This window comes from Paenibacillus sp. J22FR5 (genome assembly GCF_059691975.1).
This window is the reverse complement of record NZ_JCAUAN010000016.1, coordinates 12,646-33,884: the sequence shown is the minus strand read 5'-3', so window position 1 is coordinate 33,884 and position 21,239 is coordinate 12,646. Positions and strand designations below refer to the sequence as shown.

Sequence of the window (21,239 nt, the reverse complement as noted above, 5' to 3'; positions counted from 1 at the left end):
ATGAAGTTCGGATTCGATATAGATGATACACTGATCAATTTGCGAGGGCATGCGTTTGAGCTTTATAAAAAGAAACTTGGTAAAAAAAGGGGATGAAGGTGCCATGCCCTCTATGCTGGGAGTCTGCAGCCTAGTGCCCGCTTTGGCATGAGCGTCATAAACCGCTACTTGCTGTCGAATTTCAAGTGGGGCCTCCATTTCTTTCGCCCCTGCAAGCAATGTCCATTCTCCATTGGAAGTAATGACAGGACGTTCATAGAATTGAAGCTTTGGAGGGAGATCCGTTTTTTCCGGCCGAAGAAAGATTTGTAGCATATCAACAGTACTATTCGGAGTGGATTCCTCATGGTATATACTTGTACCAGCGTTCATCATCATTAAATGGTTTGGAGATACTTCTACCCGATGTCCGGTTGAATCTTCGTGGAGCATCGTTCCCTTCCACATATAACTAAAAATCTCATCATTGCTATGCTCATGCATTCTAACAAGCGCTCCTGCTCCCAGCGTTGCGCGATCTATCCTGCTCAGAGGACCAAAAGCATAATCTTCAAGTGAAGGATCTCCCCATATTAATCCTGGGCGTATCAAACGAATTTGAAAATTTCCTTGATCGATATGATTTGATTGTTCAGCTTTAAATATTTGCATAGGATTCACCCTCCTTTGATTTTGAAAGTTAAGTGTTACTAAAAAACACAACAGCACTGGAGGAACAGGAAGAGACGACCCACACGTCCGGATCCGTGAGTGGTCCATGCAAATGCGCATGGGCCTATTTTATTGTGATTTTTTCTACTGAAACAAAAGAAAGGAGAACAACAAAAGTAGAATTTTACCAGAAATAATAACAAATTCTATTCCATTTATCTTTCTATTTCTCTAGAATTTGTTTGTGAATTCTAAAAATAAAGGAGATGGTTGAAGATGATTTAAAGGTTGAATCAAATTAGGATGGGGCGTATATTGGCAGTTTTCAACAACTTATTTGTAAGCGTCTCTAATTTTTTGACCTGCCCATAAGCCGCTAATAGGCTGGAGCAGCACAACATGCAGACGTACAGCGGAAACGGCTGGATCTCGGCGGTGCAATCAAAGACGCTATGCAGCCTCGCCTCAGTTACACGACTGGGGGGCTCCGAATAAGAAAGGCTTGTTGGACGAAAATGTTTTGGACCGTTTTAAAGAAATCGGCAGATACCTCTTCTGGCGATTCGATGAAGGGCATTGAAAGAGGCGAGTTTCAGCGGTTTATCGGTTATAACATGGGAAGATAATCAAAACATTGGGCGGAAGAAAGCCGCCAAAGCAGGTACCGGAAGTGCAGCTCCAAGAACAGAGCGGAAGCGCACCTAAGCAAAGGGGAGATAATTGATTGAATAGATTATTCTATAGAAAACCCGCCGGCCACTGGACCGAGGCTCTACCTTTGGGGAATGGCAGAATGGGCGTGATGCATTTCGGCGGTGAGGAAACGGAGAGGTTTCAGCTCAACGAAGACACCCTTTGGTCCGGACCGCCGCATCGCCAGGAGAAATACGACGACCGGGAATCCTTGAGAACCGTAAGGACGTTCATTCAGGAAGAGCGATATGAAGAAGCAACAGAGGCAGCAAAAAATATGTTCGGCCCCTATACGCAGGCTTATATGCCGCTTGGGGATCTTATTATTCGATTTTTGCACGGTAACGAAGCTCAGCGTTATGAACGGACATTGGATATTGAGAATGCGATATCCACGGTGAAATATAGGATCGGAAAAGTGGAGTACACGCGTGAAGCGTTCGTCTCTTATCCGCATCAAGTGATGGTAGTCAGGCTGACCAGCTCCTTACCGGGACAATTGAACTTCAGGGCTGAATTGAATAGTCAACTGAAGGTAAGAGAAAATCCAGTCAGCGAAGATCAACTTGTCATGCAGGGGATATGTCCCGAATATTGTGCGCCGAATTATTTCCATGAGGATGAGCAACCAATCGTTTATGGAGAGTTTGGGAACACGAAAGCCATCCATTTCGAAGGTCGATTGAGCGCGGCAGTTCAAGATGGAGAAGCGGAATGGCAGAAGGGATCGCTTTCGGTTAAGCAGGCAACGACAGCGGTCATATATTTCTCCGTTGCCACGTCCTTCAAGGGATTCGACAGTATGCCCAGAAATGATATGGACGATTTGGCGAGCACGAATAAGATCATTCTATCCACCGCCATGTGCCTGAAATACGAACAATTAAAAGAAGCACATATCCGCGATTATCAGAATCTGTATCATCGTGTACGCTTTCTATTAGACTTCGAAAAATCGTATAAGCCGGAGTTGGACACGGATGAGCGAGTTCGGATCTACGGTTCCGAAGATCCGGAATTGGCCGAGCTATTATTTCAATACGGCCGATATTTACTCATTGCATCATCCCGCGAAGGAACGCAGCCGGCTAATTTGCAAGGGATATGGAATGATTCTACCCGTCCACCATGGTCATCCAATTATACGCTTAATATCAATACGCAAATGAACTATTGGCTTGCGGAAGTAACGAATTTATCCGAATGCCATCAGCCCCTGTTGCAGGCGATTCAGGAGCTATCTATTACCGGTGGAGCGATGGTGAACGAGCGGTATGGGATCCAAGGATGGTCTAGCCATCATAATACAGATATATGGAGACATGCGGACCCGGTAGGAGGAGATCGACACGGCTTTCCAGTTTGGGCTTTCTGGCCGATGTCTGGACCCTGGTTATGCCGGCATTTGTGGGAGCATTACGCCTATACGATGGATCAAGAATTTCTCGCTGAGACGGCTTTCCCCATTATGAGAGGTGCAGCGCTATTTTGTCTGGAATGGCTCATCGAGGATAAGCAAGGCTACCTCATCACATCGCCTTCTACGTCACCGGAGCATTGCTTTTTTTCGAGAGACGGACAAATGGGAACTGTAACCCAAGCCGCAACCATGGATCTGCAAATCATTTGGGATTTATTCAGTAATTGCATGGAGGCAGCAGCGATCCTACGCACCGAGGAGGAATGGATTCATAAGGTACGGGAAGCCAGGGAACGTCTCCACCCCTTGCAAATCGGTAAATACGGCCAATTGCAAGAATGGCTTATGGATTATGAAGATGGAGAGCGGAATCATCGTCACGTATCTCATCTATATGGCGTGTATCCTGGAAAGCAAATCACGGAGGGACATTTGTTGGATGCCGTCCGGCAAACCTTAAACCGAAGGGGGGATGAGGGTACCGGTTGGAGCCTCGGTTGGAAAATTTGTCTTTGGGCTCGTTTGAAAGAGGGAGAAAGAGCGATAGAACTCATGCGCCAGTTATTTAAAATTGTAAAAGTGCAAGGCGAGGGTTATATTGGAGGCGGTTTATATCCGAATCTGCTTGGCGCTCATCCGCCGTTTCAGATTGACGGTAATTTCAGCTATACTGCTGGGGTAGCCGAGATGCTTGTTCAATCTCACCAAAGTTATGTCGAGTTGATACCTGCGCTGCCTTCGTCCTGGCCTAAAGGCTCAATAACCGGCATTCGCGTTCGTGGAGGGTTTGAGGTAAGTGTTGCATGGGATAAGGGTAGAGTGCATCAAGTCGATGTACTTTGTTGGCATGATAATAGATTTATCCTTCAATCAGCCGAATCTTTGACGCTATGCGAACCAGGTAAAGCAGAACGAATGATAGAATCCATTCGAGGATTCGTATCCATTGATATGACAAGAAACCAAAAATATTCTCTTCTATTCTAAGATAGTGATCGTCCCTGTGAAGTAGGTCGGGAATGGAAGTGGATAACTGTGGGTCACTTCGGCCATGTCAGTCTGGGCTGGCCAAGGTCTTAGATAAGCCAAAGATTACGCAGCTTCGAAAATCGTCACATAGTCCGTTGATCAAGCTTACCTTCTTGTTAAAAGCTGTGGTAATCTTGGGAAATGAGTTTGATATAGTTATTGAACTAACGGAGTATGGAGTTGAATACATCACGAAGTTGCTGCGGAAATGAGCGGCAGCCTCGTGATTAACCGAAAAGAATATATGTTCTTATCTTTTAAAGTATGAACGAATTTAATAGATTAGAGTAGTCAGCTCAGCAGCAAATAAGTCACTAAGATTGTCTGGAAAAATACTTGAAGGAATATTTTATTTTGCAATGGAGAAGGAAATCCCTGTTGGAAATTGTGGTATGACAAGAAGAAATATGCTAAAGGATCCGCGTGCTGCGCGGCTTCTTTGTTCAATGGATATATGTTCTTGTCTTACACCGGGGACAAGAACATATATCCATTGCAGATTCTTGACAAGAACATATATATTTGCGGTGTCCGATACAAGGAGGTGTCGTCGTGGTAAAATAGGGGATCTTTGAAATAGACTAGATAGGTTAATTTGACATACAATTCCTAATAAATTTATAACTAATTAAGGTAAAAAACAAAGCAATATTTCTGTAAAAAAAATCCAAAAGCAAGTAAAGGTTTAATACGATCAGCTTTCCCTCGGCTGCCGGTAATTAGGAAACGGCACTTTCTTTGTATGGATAAATAAGCGAACACTACAGTTAGATAGCAGCGCTCAGTAGTTTTTCGGCAGTATCTCGAGCGATTACAGCGGCATTATGGTTTCGATCCATTCGAGCTGCAACAATCACTCCATCATAAAGGAGGATTAATTGCGTCGCAAGAATCTCGGGACGATCGGCACCAGACGATTGAACAAGCTCAATAAACAAATTTCGCACTGAGTTCCGGTACGCATCGGAGGCTTCTTCAACGTAGGGGTTTGGGATTCCCTCAGCTCGGGCGTTCATAAAGGAGCAACCTCGAAATTCAGGATGAACCACCAATTCGTTAAGCATGTCGAAGATTCCTAAAATTTTCTCCTTAGGTGTATTGTATAAGGCTAATCTACTATGGATGTTATTTCTCCAGAAATCAAGCCTCCGTAACAGGTAAGCACTAATCAGTGCTTCTTTGCTTCCATATGCGCTGTAAAGTGTTGCCTTTGCTACACCAGCATGATCAATAACTCTGTCAATGCCGACCGTGTGAATACCTTCTTTATAAAAAAGTTCACTTGCAGAATTTAATAATCTTTCCTTAGCAGAAGGTGGCTTTATTTTTGACGATTCTGTTTTCTTTTCCATGTTCTGATCGTACCAAACAAGTCTGTCTAGTGCAAGGTACTTGCATATCTGCCTAGCTAGTATATACTATAAACATACAGACTTGTCTGTCTGTTTATTGTGAAAAATAAGGGAGGAATTTTATATGCCAATGATTGATGTTTATGTTGCTTCTGATCTTTTTCCAGTCGGTACTGACCGACAACTTGCTGAGGAACTTAGCGCTGCGTTGCTCCGTGCCGAGGGCGTAGTTAACCCTAGCCCCCTACATCTGAATAATACAGGTGTTTACATTCACCGTTTGGATCCTTCATTGGTGCATACTGCAGCAACTGATCGAGCACGAACTGTGCGTATTCAAGTGATCACTCCTCCGAACAGTCTCAACCGGGAGGGACAAAAACAACTCGTAAAAGACGCGACAGACATTGTAGCGAGAATTGCAAATGATGCCACGTTGACACAAAGAACTTGGGTATTGCTCTCGGAGGCGGCCGAAGGAGGTTGGGGCATTGCGGGCACAGCATTTGGTCGGGAGGAATTTGCTGCATTGCTTAGCCCGAAATCGTAACTGGACAAACGAAAAAAGACGTTGCAATCTTGCAACGTCTTTTTTCGTTGCTCAAAATTTTATGAGATTAGGGTAGTAAAGCGGTAACTTAACATTTGTAGTTTATGTATGACAAATGGTAGGAAAACGTTTATAGGGATGATAATGAAGGAATGAATCAAAAAACCATAAAAAGTCCCACTTAACTTAATTTTTTGCATGTTATTTTAGAAAAATCGATGTTAAATTGTATAATATTCTAACCTAACTTCAACAGACGGAGGTCAACTGTTTTGACTACTAATCATAACGAAAGCTATTCCAAATATGTAAATACGATTACCGGTTGTGTGGCAGATGTAGAGTCTGCGAACATTCATGGAGGGGGAAAAACCTATCCTGGTGCTGTTATGCCATTCGGCATGGTACAACTCAGCCCTGATACCATTACCGGTGGGGATAACGGACCGGGTTATAGCTATCACCACGAAACAATTGAAGGTTTTAGTTTCAACCATTTGAGTGGAATAGGATGGTATGGCGATTTGGGGAATTTACAAGTCATGCCTACAACTGGAGAGATAAGATTCCATAGCGGCAGCAATAGACATGATTTGTATCAAACTGATAAACCAGGCTGGAAATCACGCTATGATCATACATCCGAAGTCACGCAAGCAGGTTATTACGCCGTGACACTTGATGATTATAATATTCGTGCTGAAATGACAGCTACACATCGTGCGGGTATACTTCGTTTTACATTTCTTGAAACTGATGAGGGTCAGATTCAAATTGATTTAGCAAGAAGAATTGCTGGAAGGTCTACCAAACAATATATTAAGGTAACTGGGAAAGATACAATTGAAGGCTGGATTCATTGTCCACCGGAAGGTGGCGGGTTTGGACATGGAGAAGGAAATGTTAATTACACGCTTTATTTTTACGGCAAGTTTAATAAAAAGTGGAACTCTTTCGGGTTGTGGAATAAAGGCGAAGACCTGGGACAAATTACTGAGAATCAGGAAGAGGATCTAGGATTTTACGCCCGATACACTACTGTCGGCAAGCAGCCAATCCTATTCAAGGCGGGAATTTCCTATGTAAGTATTGAAGGAGCAAAGGAAAACCTCAATACGGAACTTTCGCACTGGGAATTTGATGTAGTAAAGAAATTTAGTCAAGAAGCTTGGGATAAAGCATTGTCTTGCATGCGGATCGAAGAGGAATCTAGCGTAAAAAAAGAAATTTTTTATTCTTCTTTATATCGAACATTATTGGACCCTCGGGAAGCATGTGATCGCAACGGCTGGTATTTCGGTGCAGACAAGCAACCACACAAGAAAAGCGACGACTTCCAGTATCGAACCATCTTTAGCGGCTGGGATGTATTTCGAAGTCAATTTCCATTACTGACCTTGATTAGACCAGACGTTGTAAACGATCAAATGAATACACTGCTTTATATCGCTAACGATTCCGGTAAAACGTTTCCGCGTTGGGAGCTCCTAGGAACGGAAACCGGCTGCATGATCGGTGATCCAGGTGTAGTCGTCATGACAGATGCCTTTTTGAAGGGAATTCGTGGTTATGACTGGGATAAAGCATACAAACTTTCTCTCAGGACGGCGAGAGGTTTGAACTCAACCAGATTGGGAGCAGAAGAGATGAACCGGCTTGGTTATGTTCCGGGCCAAATTTCGCTGACACTGGAAAATGTTTTTGCCGATTGGTGCATTTCGAAATTTGCAGATGCAGTTGGCGACCGGATTGTTGCAGAAGAATTTTCAGAAAGGGCTTCTGGTTACCTGAATTTATACGACTCTCAATCAGGATGGATGAGAAGAAAAGATGAAAATTGCAATTGGATGGAGTTAAGTGGAAAATACGATGAACGCGGATGCGTTGAAAGTAATGTGTTTCAACAACATTGGTTCGTACCACATGATATCTATGGGTTAATAAAATTGATGGGGACTCAACGATTCCTAGCCGAGCTCGAACTGTTGTTTGAAGGTGCCGACTTAACAGCCCTTTGGAATGATGACTATAACCATTCCAACGAACCTTGCCATCACGTGTCGCATCTCTTTATTTATGCAGGTCAACCATGGAGAACCCAATATTGGGTGAGAAGAATTCAAACTGAAGCTTATCGAACGGGCCCATTTGGTTATTGCGGAAATGAAGATGTCGGGCAAATGTCTGCATGGTTCATCTTGACTTCTCTTGGTCTACACCAAACCTGTCCGGGAGAACCGGTTTTTACGCTTAACACACCATTGTATCAAAGATCTACGATTCAACTCGACAGACGCTGGCATTCTTGCAAGCTTGACAATACTTTAGTTATTGAGACGGATAAAGATCCTGACACACATCACTACATTAGTGCAGTAGAGTTAAATGGGATCACTTTGGACCGATTATGGGTAACTTGGGAAGAACTGACCTGGGGTGGCGTTTTGCGGTTTTCATTAAGTCAAAGTCCAGATTTGGAATTTGGAATTCGAAACATGCCTCCTGCTCCTTGATCATTAATTGTCTGTTTTATGCGGGATTAGTATGGTAAATAAGTTCAAACAAAGTTTGGGGATCAACAAAAAGAATGACTCTCAAATCCTTAATAACGGGAAGTCCATGAATGTTTCTTTCATGGGCTTTTCTAATAGTATGAGAAACAAACAGTAATCGTGGAATTCTACCAGAAGTCATAACAAATTCCATTCCTTAATCCCATGCATTTCTTTAAAATTTATTTAAATTCTAATATTAAAGGAGATGATAGAATCTAATATTTATATTCTAATCGGAAGAAAGGTTATTCATTTTTTTAAAAGCAATTTTGTAAGCGTACCCATAGGAGGTGTTAATAGTCGAATAAAGCTAAGTGAGTATTTAACAAGTTAACCTAGTGTACAGCAATAGAGAATCCGATATCGAGCGTAGGTTTAATAAAACGAATGGTAAGCATATCGATCGTAGTAAACCAGCACTAACATGCTGGAGGATCCCCTAAGGACATTCGAGTAATTAGATGGTCAATCCGTCTAAAGAACACGGGGAAGACACGAATGCCTTCATTCGTACAAAAAGGAGATGTAACAGAGTTGAAGATCCTAATGAGAAGAACCTGGCAGACCCTTGTGCTAGTTGCATTGGTTTTTGCGCAGTTTGGTTATATTTCACCGACAAGAGATGTTGCAGAAGCAGCTGACAATGGTTCGGCCCAAAAGCCTTATATGGGTTGGAGTAGTTATAGTTTGCAAGTATATGACGGTCCGGGGAACTGGACGTCAGAGACAAAGCTCAAAGCTATATCTGATGCTATGCATGAGAAACTGCAAGCATATGGTTATAATTATATTAACATCGACGCAGGCTGGAATGGCAGTATGGATGAATACGGAAGGCCTGTTCCAAGCACAACGTTATATCCAAGTGGATTCCAGAACTTAATTGATTATGTGCACAACAATGGACAAAAAATCGGAGTCTATATGATTCCGGGATTATCGAAGTATGCTTACGAGCAAAATTTGAAGATTTATGGAACAGAAGACTGCCGTATGCAGGATATCGCAGCAAAGCCGCTCAGGAAGTCTGATTATTGGGATATCGGATATAAAATGGATTTCTCGAATCCGTGCGCTCAAAAGTATATCGATTCCATTGCTGACTTGTTTGGGGAATGGGGAATTGATTTCGTCAAATTCGACAGTGTAACCCCTGGATCTGGCCACAACGATACATCAATTGACGCGCGTGATGACGTAGTTGCTTGGTCAAAAGCACTGAAAAAACATAATATCTGGTTTGAATTGTCCTGGGCACTTGACCATAACTATATTGACTTTTGGAAAAAGTATGCCAATGGTTGGCGAGTTAATTGGGATGTGGAATCATACAATCCTGCAGTCGGAATGACCGAATGGAATAATATTGCCCGATTATTCCCTGATGCAGCTCTTTGGTGGCGTGATGCTGGTCCTGGTGGTTGGAATGATTTCGATTCCCTGAATATTGGAAACGGGGCAACATCCGGATTGACCAAAGACGAGCGCCAAACAGCAATGACATTTTGGGCAGCTTCTTCAGCTCAACTCTTCACAGGTGACAATCTGACGAATCTGGACGATTATGGTCTTCAATTGCTGACAAATAAAGAGGTCATTGCGGTAAATCAGGCAGGGCGCCCGATCCATCCAATGTCCACAGATAAACCGCAGCAGGTTTGGTATGCAAACAATGGCGACGGTACATACACAGTTGCATTGTTCAATCTGGGTAGCAAGGCAGCGAGTATTGGAGTCAAATGGAGTGATATTGGTCTAAATGGCAACGCCTCAGTCCGTGACTTGTGGAGCCATACTGAGCTCGGTACGTTCCAAAATGGCTTGGAGCCCATTTATTTAGAGCCTCACGCTTCACGATTGTTTAAAGTATCGACAATAAATGGTACGAACAGCGTAAATGACGATGACACCGGCGTGCGATATACAGGAAACTGGGCTAGGAACGGTGGTAAGGAGCAGTTACATGATACACAAGACTTGTCGGTAGTGATTAACGATTCTGCACAGCAAGTCAACAGTGTTCCGAACACCAGCACCAACTCTGACAGCAGCTCAGTGGTTTCGGATAATACTGTCTCTACTATTAATTCTGACAACACAGTATCCCATTCCGTATATTTGAACGATACGGATCCGACCATTACTTATACAGGGGATTGGAATCATAACTCGGGTAGATCGGATAGCTTCCATAATTATATGAACGATGTTCATTTTACCGAGCAGCAATCTGCTGAGTTCCAGTTAACGTTTACCGGTACCGGTATCGAATACTTGACAGAGCAAGATAAAGGCGGAAGCGACATTGATATATATGTCGATGGACAACAAGTTCAGCAAGTTAGCTCTATTGATGAAAATATCAGCAACAACGGGCAGTATCTGGTATATAGCATTTCAGACTTGCCTCAAGGTCAGCATACATTAAAAGGTGTAAAATCAGGAGGCAGGTATTTTATCGTCGATGCTTTCAAGGTGACGGCCGATTCTCTGCTTGAACAGACATCAGGTAACTTTAATAAAGACAATCCATTTGATGTAAAAGTTACACTTCCTAATGGTTCCAGTTCGTTGACAGATATCAAAAATGGTTCAACCACACTCGTAAGAAATACCGATTTCACCGTTTCTGGCAACGATGTGACAATTAAAAAAGAATACCTTGCCAACCATTCAATAGGGGAAATTAAACTAAACTTCGGATTTGCTGGTGGCGACTCTGAAACCTTCTCAGTTACTATCTCTGGCACACCAGCTAGCACGATCAATCCGCTAAATGTTACCTTTGACAAGAAATTGACAAAGCAAGCAAATGTGAATACCAGCCTTACCTTGAACGGTAATACACTAACGTCGATTAAGAATGGTAGTACTACGTTAGTGGAAGGTACTAATTATTCAGTTTCAGGAAACGTCGTATCAATCAGTAAGACCTATCTAGCTAATCAACCTGTTGGTGAAACAAACCTCACTTTTGTCTTCAACGCGGGAGCGAACCAAACGCTATCTATTCAAATTATCAATTCGTCATCTTCAGGCAGAACAATGATGGTTAACAATGACTCGGCTAAGATAACGTATAAGGGTGGGTGGTATCGCAATGGCGGCCGATCATTAGGGGATTATATGGACGATGTCCAATACACCAACACAAACGGGGATTATTTCGAATATACCTTCAAGGGTACTGGGATCCAATACATTACGGAGCTTGACAGGGGTCAAGGTTTAGTAGACATCTATATCGATGGTAACTTTATTAAAACAGTTGATACTTACGGAGATGTAAAGAATAAAGTCCAACAAGTTGTATTTAGCGCTACTGGACTGACTAGTGGTCAACATACTTTGAAGGCCGTCAAAAAATCGGGTGATTTTATGCTGCTCGATTCGCTTAAAGTTCAAATGGTGGATCTTATCGATATTTCAGAAGCGGATTTTAATAAATCAATACCAGCTGATATCACGATTAACGTAGTTGGTAATATTGCCAACCTTACAGGTATTTTTAATGGTACTCAGGCACTGAGCATTGGAACTGACTACACGGTAACAGGTAATGCGTTAACGATTAAGAAAGAGTATTTAGCAGCAGAGCCAACGGGTACAACCACCTTGAAGTTTAACTTCAGTGGAGATTACATGGAAGACATTCATGATACGAATACGAACGGGGATTACTTTACCTATACGTTCAACGGAACAGGCATCGATTTCATAATGCCAAATGGCCCCGAGCAAAGTGAAATGGATATTTATCTCGATGGTGCGCTTGTGAAGACAGTGAGCGCATATAGTGAAATCCAGAGCGCGCAGCATACGGTATACTCTGTTTCTAAATTGCCTTCTGGCACACACAGTCTCAAGGTAGTTAATAAATCAGGAAATCTTATGTTGTTAGACGGTCTGAAGTATACAGTAGCAAATAGCTCAAGTAACGGCTCGGTAGGTGGTGGTGGTGGTACACCATCGACAACTACTGAAATCATTTCATCCGGGGGCGACCCGAGCACAGTAAAAATTGATATCAAACGCACTAAACAGGCAGATGGTAAGAAAACAGATGAATTGAAGTTTACGGAGGATGTAGCGAAAAACTACATCGACAAGCTGCTTGCAGATGGTGTTAAACGAGCGTCAATTATCATTCCGGATGAGAAAGACGAGGTTTCACAGACGAATGTTACCTTGTCTAAGGAATCCGTAAAGCTTCTGGCTGATAAAAAGATGGACATGAGTATTGAAACGGTCGGAGCGAAAATAGTTATTCCTAATACTTCGCTACAGGGTCTGACTAACGATTTGTATTTTAATCTCATTCCGGTTAAAGATGTCGGACAAAAAGATCAAGTCGAAGGGCGTGCAAATCAGTCAACTGTTGTTATAACCTCAACTGAAGGAGAAAAGGTGAAGGTTATCGGTCGTCCAATTAAGATTGATACGAATCTACAAAACCAGGATGTTACACTTGTACTTCCTTTGCAAGATGAAAACGTTAACGAAAACGATTTGAAGCAACTTGGTATCTATATTGAACATAGCGACGGTACTTTACAATTTGTGAAGGGCGAAATTGTATCTTTTGGAAAGGGCAAGGGAATTCAATTTACAGTGAACAAATTTAGTACATTTGCAATTGTCAATGCGGAAGGTGCAGTAAATGCAGAAGAGCATGCTGCTTACATCCAAGGTTATTCGGGAGACTTGTTTAAGCCGAATAATCAGATTACACGCGCAGAAATGGCATCAATTCTGTCACGTGTCATTTCGCTTGATAGTAAATCTGAAAAAATTGCCTATCAAGATGTCAAATCCTCGCATTGGGCATCTAATGCCATTGAAAAAGTTACCACTATGGGCTTAATGAGTGGCTATGAGGATGGAACTTTCAAGCCGGAACAATCGATTACACGTGCGGAGATAGCAGTGGTTGCATCCAAGTTGGCACCAGAGTCAACACAACCAGGGGCAGGCTTCTCGGATACTGATGGAAACTGGGCAGAGCAGGTTATTAAACTTGCTCATGGAGCCGGATTCATGAAGGGCTACCAGGATGGTACATTCCAACCTAATAATTCACTCACCAGAGCAGAAGCTGTTACAATCATCAATCGAGCGCTGGATAGAGGTCCACTTTATGGAATTGAGATTTCACCTTGGAAAGACGTCCCTAACAGTCACTGGGCGTTTAATGATATTCTAGAAGCCTCTGTCGATCACGATTTTGAGTCGAAAACAGACAATGGCGAACAAGTGAAAAAATAGCAAGGTGTTTTATTTTCCCTTGTAATTTTCCAAAAGAATCCCTACGACGGGCCTCTCACATGGATGTGGGAGGCCCGATTGTTATATTGCTTTGCTCTCATCGACAATGGGAGGCAGAGAAAAGACAAGTTTCAACCAAATAATCCTATTCCGCGGAAAAAAATCCTGCCTAATCGTTCGTAAGCAATGGATATCTTCATCTCTTTAGGTAAGATCGTAGAAAAGTCCTAGAAGTGAGAATAAGCTTCATTCTGTTTAATCGTTGAAAGTTATAAAATCTAATTACAAAACACAGAAAGGGGGTTGCCGGATATGATTAACAAACCTGTTGCAGTAAAAGCAAATAAAAGATGGATCGGTAAGGATGGCATGTCATTATTTCTATTCTCTACGCCATTTATCGTATGTTTGCTGCTTTTTGATTATTTTCCGGTTTACGGATGGATATATGCCTTTTTTGATTACAAACCAGGCATTCCATTATCCATGACGCCTTTCGTGGGGTTTGAGCATTTCAAGGAAATTTTCAATTCCTCTGCAGATTTAAGAAATGCGCTTATCAACACACTGGCGATGAATTTTTTAAACATTTTATTATCCCCGCTGGCAATCGTATTTGCAATTATGCTAAATGAGATTCGATCCAAGAAGTACAAGAAATTTGTCCAGACGTTTTCGACTTTGCCGAATTTTATCAGCTGGGTGCTGGTTTTCTCTGTAGCATTTGCGATATTTTCAAACGAAGGCCTTGTCAATTCCTTGTTAGCGAAATTAGGTGTGAATCACACCTTGGATCCAATTGGGAACGAAAGAATTACCTGGTATTTTCAGGCAGGGATTAACGTTTGGAAAAGTCTTGGCTGGAGCTCCATTATTTATATAGCTGCGATCGCTGGTATTGACGGCGAACTATACGACGCAGCAAAGGTGGATGGAGCAAACCGATTCCGCATGATTTGGCATATTACAGTTCCTGGCGTAATGCCAACATTCCTAGTTTTGCTCTTGTTAAGCATCAGTAGTATGCTCTCAAGCTCCTTTGATCAGTATTTCGTATTTTATAATCCACTCGTCGCAGGCAAAATAGAAGTGCTCGACTACTACGTTTACCGTTCCGGGATCAAGGTCGGCGATTATCCATACGCAACGGCAGTCGGCATGTTCAAAACGATAGTGAGTGTTGTGCTATTGTTCGCCGTGAATGTTGTCTCCAAACGCGTCCGAGGACAAAATATAATTTAGGCAGGGAGGTAATAACAATGCGAACGCTACATTTAGGCAGCAGGACGTTTGACGTCGTCAACTACTTAATATTAACCTTATTTGTTTTCTTGTGTATCTATCCATTCTATTACATTTTTATCTATTCCATAAGTGATCCCGCTAAAGTCGTACAAGGTGTATTCATTTTACCTGCAGGTTTTAAACTAGAGACGTACAAAAATATTTTGTCGCTCCCATCTATTAGAAACTCATTTTTTATCTCAATAGCACGCACAGTAATCGGTACGTTACTTACGGTCATCTGTTGTAGCTTCTTTTCGTACTTGTTAACAAAAGATAAAATGTTGTTTCGAAAGTTCGTCTATAGGCTCTTAGTTGTTACACTCTATATCAATGCCGGTCTTATTCCATGGTATATCACAATGAAGATGTTGCATTTAGATAACAATTTCCTTCTATACGTGTTACCGACAGCAGTATCAGGATTTTATGTAATTTTAATTAAAACTTATATTGAACAGCTTCCTAGTCCCTTAGAGGAGTCGGCAATGATCGATGGAGCAGGGTACTGGACGGTTTTTTGGAAAGTGATCTTTCCACTCTGTAAGCCTATTGTCGCGACAGTTGCAATCTTTGCGTCTGTAGAACAATGGAACACATGGATTGACAACTATTTTCTCGTGCATAGCGCTAACTTAAAAACGTTGCAGCTTACTTTGTACGAATTCCTAAGTTCAGCGAGTTCCTTCACAAATATGGACCCATCTAGCATAACCAAAAACGCACAAAGCATTAAAATGACACCGGAAAGCATTAAGATGAGTACGACAATGATCGTAACATTCCCAATCCTGTTAGTTTATCCGTTCATGCAGCGTTATTTCGTTGAAGGCATCATGCTAGGAGCAATTAAAGGTTAAACCCATTCCATTGCGTATATGCCGTCCTCTCCCAAAGGACTGTATATAGATATAAAAATTTTAAGGAGGGTTCATGAAAATGAAGAAAAAATTAAAAACTTCCCTACTCGCACTAAGTCTTTGTTCCGCTTTAGGATTAACGGCTTGTAGTGAAGGAAACAGTAACAGCACTAATACTCCGGCAAGTGCATCACCAAGCGAGTCAGCAAGCTCATCAACAGCATCAGGTAAGAACACTACTTTGTCCATCAGCTGGGACCAGCAGTTCAACGGCACTCCTGGTGTCCAAAAAAACGCAGTAGCAGATGCGATTAAAGAGAAGACCGGCGTAACCATGGATATTATGAGCATGGATCGGGATAAAATCAAAGTGATGCTAGCAGGTGGAGACCTTCCGGACATTATGGTTTTACCACCGGAACTCGCCCAAGTTGCACTTGATGGCAAGTTGGCATTGCCTCTAAAAGATTTGCTCGCCAAAGCGCCAAATATCTCGAAATATAAAAACGCGCTTGATGTGATTAACTCTCGTTTAGGTAATAAAGACGGAAATTATTATTTCCTTCCGAATAGCATTACTCCTGATGCGAAGCCGTATACTAACTACTCACCTTGGATTGGTTGGTATACACGCTGGGATTACTATAAAGAAGCAGGTTATCCAAAACTTAACTCGTATGATGACATTATTCCAATGATCGCCGAACAATTGAATAAACACCCTAAGACGGACGAAGGTAAGAAAGTATACGGATTATCTGGTTGGTCGGATTGGGGACTTTGGCCTTATTATGTTCCATTCATTTATGCCGAAGGGTGGACGGAATCAACGAGAAATACTACAACGAAGCCAGACGGATCATATGTATACCGCTACGGTGCAGACGGACCATTCTGGAGAGGCGTTTCGTTCTATAACAAAGCATTCCGTGCTGGAATTCTTGATAAAGAAGCCTTTACACAAAAATATGCAGATTACCAAGCAAAGCTGAAAGCAGGTCAATTGCTCACTATTCATATGGGCTGGGAGTTAGACGGTGCAAATGCCTATTTTAAAGCCAAAGGTCAATCAGACAAAGGTTTTGTTGCTCAAGTGGTAAATGGCGCTACATCACAAGCTTTGAGTCTGCAATCCATTGTAGGCCAAAACGATCCATGGATTGTTATTTCAAAAAATGCAAAAAACCCAGAGAAAATTATCGCTTTCCTTGACTACTTCTATTCCCCAGAAGGTACACGTCTACTCCTCGATGGAGTTAAAGGAAAAGACTGGAACGTAGAGAATGGAAAACCGGAGTTTACTGACGCGTCGATTAAAGCCAAGAATGAAGATTCAAACTTCTCGGTGAACACTGGTATCGGTTTGTACGGTAAGTTTGCCGGACTCGGTGGAAGCTACGTGATGCCAGATGGTTCGTACTTAGACCTCAGTTTTAGCGAGAAATACTTCAAAACGAAGTTAACCCCGTTAGATAAAGAGTACAGTGAATATTATGGTGGTACGTTCCCAGGAGATGCGTGGAACAAACTTGTTGAATCCGGAAAAGCGAAAAGCTTAAGTTCTGCTTACATTCCTGCTCTTCCTGCTCTCCAACCGCAAGGCGATGATAAACTCATTAAAATTGAGAATAATATTGAGCAAATCCTTATAAAAGAAATCCCAAAAGCCATTATGGCGCAAGATGACGCTGCCTTCCAGAAAGAAAAGGAGCGAATCACTGAGCTTGTGAATACAGCAGGGCTTCCTGATGCAGATGCCTTCTGGAAAAAGTCATATGAAGAAGGTTTAGCGAGTTATAAACAACTCATTTCCGGCACGAAATAATTAATTTCTACTTCTTAGATTTGGTACAAGATTCTGGTTCGCTGTTTCTTGGCGGATCTGAGTCTTGTACCCTTATTGATTGAGCTATGCGGCTCTGTTATTCTTAAATCCTAAGGATACTTCTCTTCGATTTGAGGTGCTACATGTTCAGAGTAATAATCGTTGAAGACGAAATGCTCGTCCGCGTCGGACTAAAAAACTCCATAAAATGGAGCAAGTATGAGATGGAAGTTATTGCGGACGTATCCAACGGGAAAGAAGCATTGGCCGTTTATGAGCAAGAAAAACCAGATCTGATTATTACTGATATTAAAATGCCAGTTATGGATGGAATGGAGCTCATTTCCATCATTAGAAAAAATGATCCGGATACGAAAATTTTAATTCTTTCCTGTATTGAGGAGTTTGAATACGCTCGAAAAGCAGCGAACCTTAAAGTCTCTGGGTATATATTGAAATTAACGATGTCGCTTGAAGAGATCGAGGCCATTCTAGCTTCCATTCAGGAAGAATTGAAAAATCGCAAACGGTCTGTACCCGTTTCGTTAAACCATCAAATGAATCAGCAAAAGTTGAAAGAAAAACTTTTTATGGATTTCTTATTCTACGGTGTTTATTCCGTTTCAGAGCTTGAAATTCTTCTTATGCAAATGAACTCCCGCATAGTTTCGGGCAAAATGACGATGGCTATTATGGAAACGAGTCAATATTCCCGCCTTTCCCAACGCTTTAACGACGAAAGAGGGGAGCTCATCCATTTTACGATTTTAAACGTTCTAAATGAGATTTTAGGAAATCACAACATCGGTGAAGCATTTCATGATCACGATAATCGTTACTTGATGGTGTTCTCTTTTGAGCCCCAACTCGAAGATTTTGAAATACGTACGAAATTAAACGACCTGTTTGAGAACATACGTAAAGCGATGAATACCTATTTCTATGTTCCAGTTTCCATTTGTGTGAAATCCGGAGGACAAGGGTTCCAATCGTTAAAAAAATTATATCATGAGTGTAATGTCGGTATGGAGGCTAGATATTTTTCAGAAGTTTCAATCGTATTTCTTACCGATGCACGCATAAAAAGTTCTGAGGTCAAATGGAAAAAGGAATTGCTTGCTAGCTGCTCAGCTTGGGGGAGTTTGGGAGAGCCTTATCTCCAAGACTTAAAGCTAGAAGTCCAGAAACGATCTGAATTGCCGTTACCCGACGGACGAAGCTGGAAACGATTATTTATTGATCTTTTGGATTGGGCAATTGCCTATTTGGAACTACCTGATGATCGCTCAACCTTACTTGAGTTATCGGCAGGCGAGAGAATAGAAGCAAGTTCTTCTATACGCGATTCGTTAGACGCATGGGAAACCCTGCTCGAGGAACTAGCAAAAGATAAGGGTATGATGAAATCAGTGAGTAAGGATGTAGCCAACGGTTTACAATTTATACGGGAACGCTATGACCAAGATATTTCGCTAAAAGAAATTTCCGAACATGTCAGGTTAAGTCCTAACTACTTTAGTTTTCTTTTTAAGAAGGAAATGGGCCGGAACTTAATTGAATACCTTACGGATTACAGGATGGAAAAAGCAAAGGAACTGCTTAGGAACACGACGCTTAAAACATATGAAATTGCTGAAAATGTCGGTGTGCAAGACAGCGTCTACTTCAGCAGAATTTTCAAGAAAACAACAGGAGTTTCCCCACTCGAATTCCGGAAGAAGAGAGTGATGGACGATGTGGCGGGTACACATGAACATTTTTAAAATTATTAATAACCATAACTTTACCGTCCGTTTGAAGACTCAACTCATTGTTTCCTTCTTGGCAATGACGTTCGTGATCGTGATCGTATTTTCTGGCCTATTCTATAACAGCGTACTTTCCATCCTAAAGAAACAATCTGAGGAAATGGTTACACGCCAGTTTAGTCAATCTGATTACAATATTCATAATTTTCGTAATCAATTGGAGCAAATTGCTGGTTTACTGGCTATTAACACAGATGTTCAAGGGTTTATTGGACAACCAAAAATAGAAGATGAGATAACCAGATTAAATACAGCTCAAGAAGTCATTAAGACCATGAATTCGATATTGACCACCTTTCCTTATATTCATTCAATTGCTATCTATACACCAAACGGAGAAGCTATAAATGACTCTGCGTTAGGTAGCTGGTATAGTGCTGAGGCGAAAGAAGAAAGCCCATTTTATTCATCTTCTCTCTATGAAAAGATTAATCAAAAATCATTTGGTTTTCTCTGGGATGGACAAACGAATTCTTCTTTGTTTGGTTTAACAGAAAGAACTTATTCGAATGAGAAACCAGTGCCCTTTATGACTGTCGTTCGTAAGGTCACAGTTCTCGGAAGCGTGAACCAAACAGCGGTACTTGTATTTAATGTCAAGCAATCGGACTTCGTTTCCATATACAATGGAAGTGAGGGGGACGCTTGGAAGAGTAGTTCTTATTTAATAGATGTTTCCGGAAATCGCATCTCTCATTCCGACCCCGACATGATTGGTTCTAGATCATCGCTGGCTGAACAGATCGATCGTTCAAGGCAGTATGGTAGTTTCACAACGAAAATAGGAGGCCGCTCACAAGAAGTTACTTATTACCAAATTGCTAAGACTGGGTGGACTCTTGTAAACGAAACACCGGAAACGGAATTTATTCGTAATATTTTGACTTTGCGGAAGTTAATAATTGTTGTGGTGACTCTAAGCATTATCCTCGCATTTGTTTTTTCTTATTATTGGATTTACCGAATAACTAGGCCTCTTAATCATTTGGTTAATGCCATGCACAAGATGGAGAAAGGGCATGTTGGCATCTTACTCGATGAGACGCCGAGATCAGAACTCGGCATGATCGGAAAGCGGTTCAATAATATGTCCCTCAGTATCGAGGAACTGATTGAAAAAAATAAAGTCATCGAAGAGGATAAAAGAAAACTGGAGATAGAAGCGCTCCAAAGTCAAATTAATCCCCATTTTCTCTATAATGCACTTAATACAATCAAGTGGGTCGCTATGGTCCGCAATGAATTAAGTATAGTGGATGGCATTACAACACTCGGCAAGATGCTTCGAACAATTTATAAAGATAGATCCCTTATGATGACGATTCAAGAAGAAATCTCGTATATCGAAAATTATCTAAAAATAATGAATGCCCGTTACGGAGAAGGCGTCCAAGTTTCGATAATAATCCCTGAAGAACTAAGGGATTATAAGATAATTCGATTTATTCTCCAACCAATCGTAGAAAACGCATTCATTCATGGGATGAACTCAAAAAATTACCATGGGATGATTTCAGTTATGGCTTTTAGAGCCGAAGAAAGTATTGTCATAACCGTATCTGATAACGGGACAGGCGTTACTGCTGAACGATTGAACACGATAAGAGAGTATCTGAATGCGGATGTTAACACACCTCAGTCCTCCAAAGATGCGAGCATTGGATTGGCCAATGTAAATCGAAGAATACGAATGCAGTATGGTGAAACTTATGGTTTAACTATTGATAGCTGGGTAGATGGTGGAACCGTCGTCGGAATTCGGGTGCCAGCAATTCAATAGCACAAGTTACAGGTACCGATTTAGGTGACTAAATGGATCTGGCCATTTGTGTGAGTAGTGGGAAATTGCGCGGCGTAATAGATTAGCAGTCACATGAGTGATAAGTATTCTAATAATGATCACGAAAAAAATCTAACTGTGAATGGGTTATTCAAACCCTTTAATTA

10 protein-coding genes and 2 pseudogenes are annotated in these 21,239 nt (G+C 41.6%); 10 read left to right on the top strand and 2 right to left on the bottom strand.

Annotation, left to right across the window (positions count from 1 at the left end):
• Positions 1 to 93: pseudogene (locus AC58P7_RS19695) on the top strand (5' nucleotidase, NT5C type); the annotation flags it as partial.
• Between the two features lie 222 nt (positions 94 to 315).
• Here AC58P7_RS19695 and AC58P7_RS19690 read toward each other — a convergent pair.
• Positions 316 to 651 (bottom strand): annotated as a pseudogene (locus AC58P7_RS19690) (pirin family protein); the annotation flags it as partial.
• A gap of 724 nt (positions 652 to 1,375) precedes the next feature.
• Between AC58P7_RS19690 and AC58P7_RS19685 the strand changes: the two are divergent.
• A complete protein-coding gene (locus tag AC58P7_RS19685) occupies positions 1,376 to 3,751 on the top strand; it encodes a glycoside hydrolase family 95 protein (protein ID WP_497345818.1) in 2,376 nt (791 codons plus the stop codon).
• A gap of 809 nt (positions 3,752 to 4,560) precedes the next feature.
• Here AC58P7_RS19685 and AC58P7_RS19680 read toward each other — a convergent pair.
• Entirely contained in the window at positions 4,561 to 5,145 is a 585-nt protein-coding gene (locus tag AC58P7_RS19680) for a TetR/AcrR family transcriptional regulator (protein WP_497345816.1), read from the bottom strand.
• 124 nt (positions 5,146 to 5,269) lie between these two features.
• Here AC58P7_RS19680 and AC58P7_RS19675 point away from each other — a divergent pair, with 124 nt between their 5' ends.
• The 8 genes from AC58P7_RS19675 (at position 5,270) to AC58P7_RS19640 (ending at position 21,072) form a co-directional block, all read left to right on the top strand.
• A complete protein-coding gene (locus tag AC58P7_RS19675; RefSeq protein ID WP_497345814.1) occupies positions 5,270 to 5,695 on the top strand; it encodes a tautomerase family protein in 426 nt (141 codons plus the stop codon).
• A gap of 272 nt (positions 5,696 to 5,967) precedes the next feature.
• The gene (locus AC58P7_RS19670) at positions 5,968 to 8,208 is read left to right on the top strand and encodes a GH92 family glycosyl hydrolase (protein WP_497345812.1); all 2,241 of its coding nucleotides are present in this window, start codon (positions 5,968 to 5,970) and stop codon (positions 8,206 to 8,208) included.
• Between the two features lie 540 nt (positions 8,209 to 8,748).
• A complete protein-coding gene (locus AC58P7_RS19665; RefSeq protein ID WP_497345810.1) occupies positions 8,749 to 13,515 on the top strand; it encodes a X2-like carbohydrate binding domain-containing protein in 4,767 nt (1,588 codons plus the stop codon).
• Between the two features lie 312 nt (positions 13,516 to 13,827).
• Positions 13,828 to 14,757: an ABC transporter permease subunit gene (locus tag AC58P7_RS19660; protein WP_497345808.1), complete on the top strand. Its 930-nt coding sequence runs from the start codon at positions 13,828 to 13,830 to the stop codon at positions 14,755 to 14,757.
• A 17-nt stretch (positions 14,758 to 14,774) separates the two neighbouring features.
• A complete protein-coding gene (locus AC58P7_RS19655; RefSeq protein ID WP_497345806.1) occupies positions 14,775 to 15,659 on the top strand; it encodes a carbohydrate ABC transporter permease in 885 nt (294 codons plus the stop codon).
• A gap of 79 nt (positions 15,660 to 15,738) precedes the next feature.
• Positions 15,739 to 17,484, top strand: coding sequence for a type 2 periplasmic-binding domain-containing protein (locus tag AC58P7_RS19650; RefSeq protein WP_497345804.1), 1,746 nt, complete (start codon positions 15,739 to 15,741; stop codon positions 17,482 to 17,484).
• A gap of 143 nt (positions 17,485 to 17,627) precedes the next feature.
• Positions 17,628 to 19,247 (top strand): response regulator, encoded by a 1,620-nt coding sequence (locus tag AC58P7_RS19645; RefSeq protein WP_497345802.1) that lies wholly within the window; start codon positions 17,628 to 17,630, stop codon positions 19,245 to 19,247.
• Positions 19,234 to 21,072: a cache domain-containing sensor histidine kinase gene (locus tag AC58P7_RS19640; RefSeq protein ID WP_497345800.1), complete on the top strand. Its 1,839-nt coding sequence runs from the start codon at positions 19,234 to 19,236 to the stop codon at positions 21,070 to 21,072. The genes AC58P7_RS19645 and AC58P7_RS19640 overlap by 14 nt, the downstream gene beginning before the upstream one ends.
• Positions 21,073 to 21,239 lie beyond the last annotated feature (167 nt).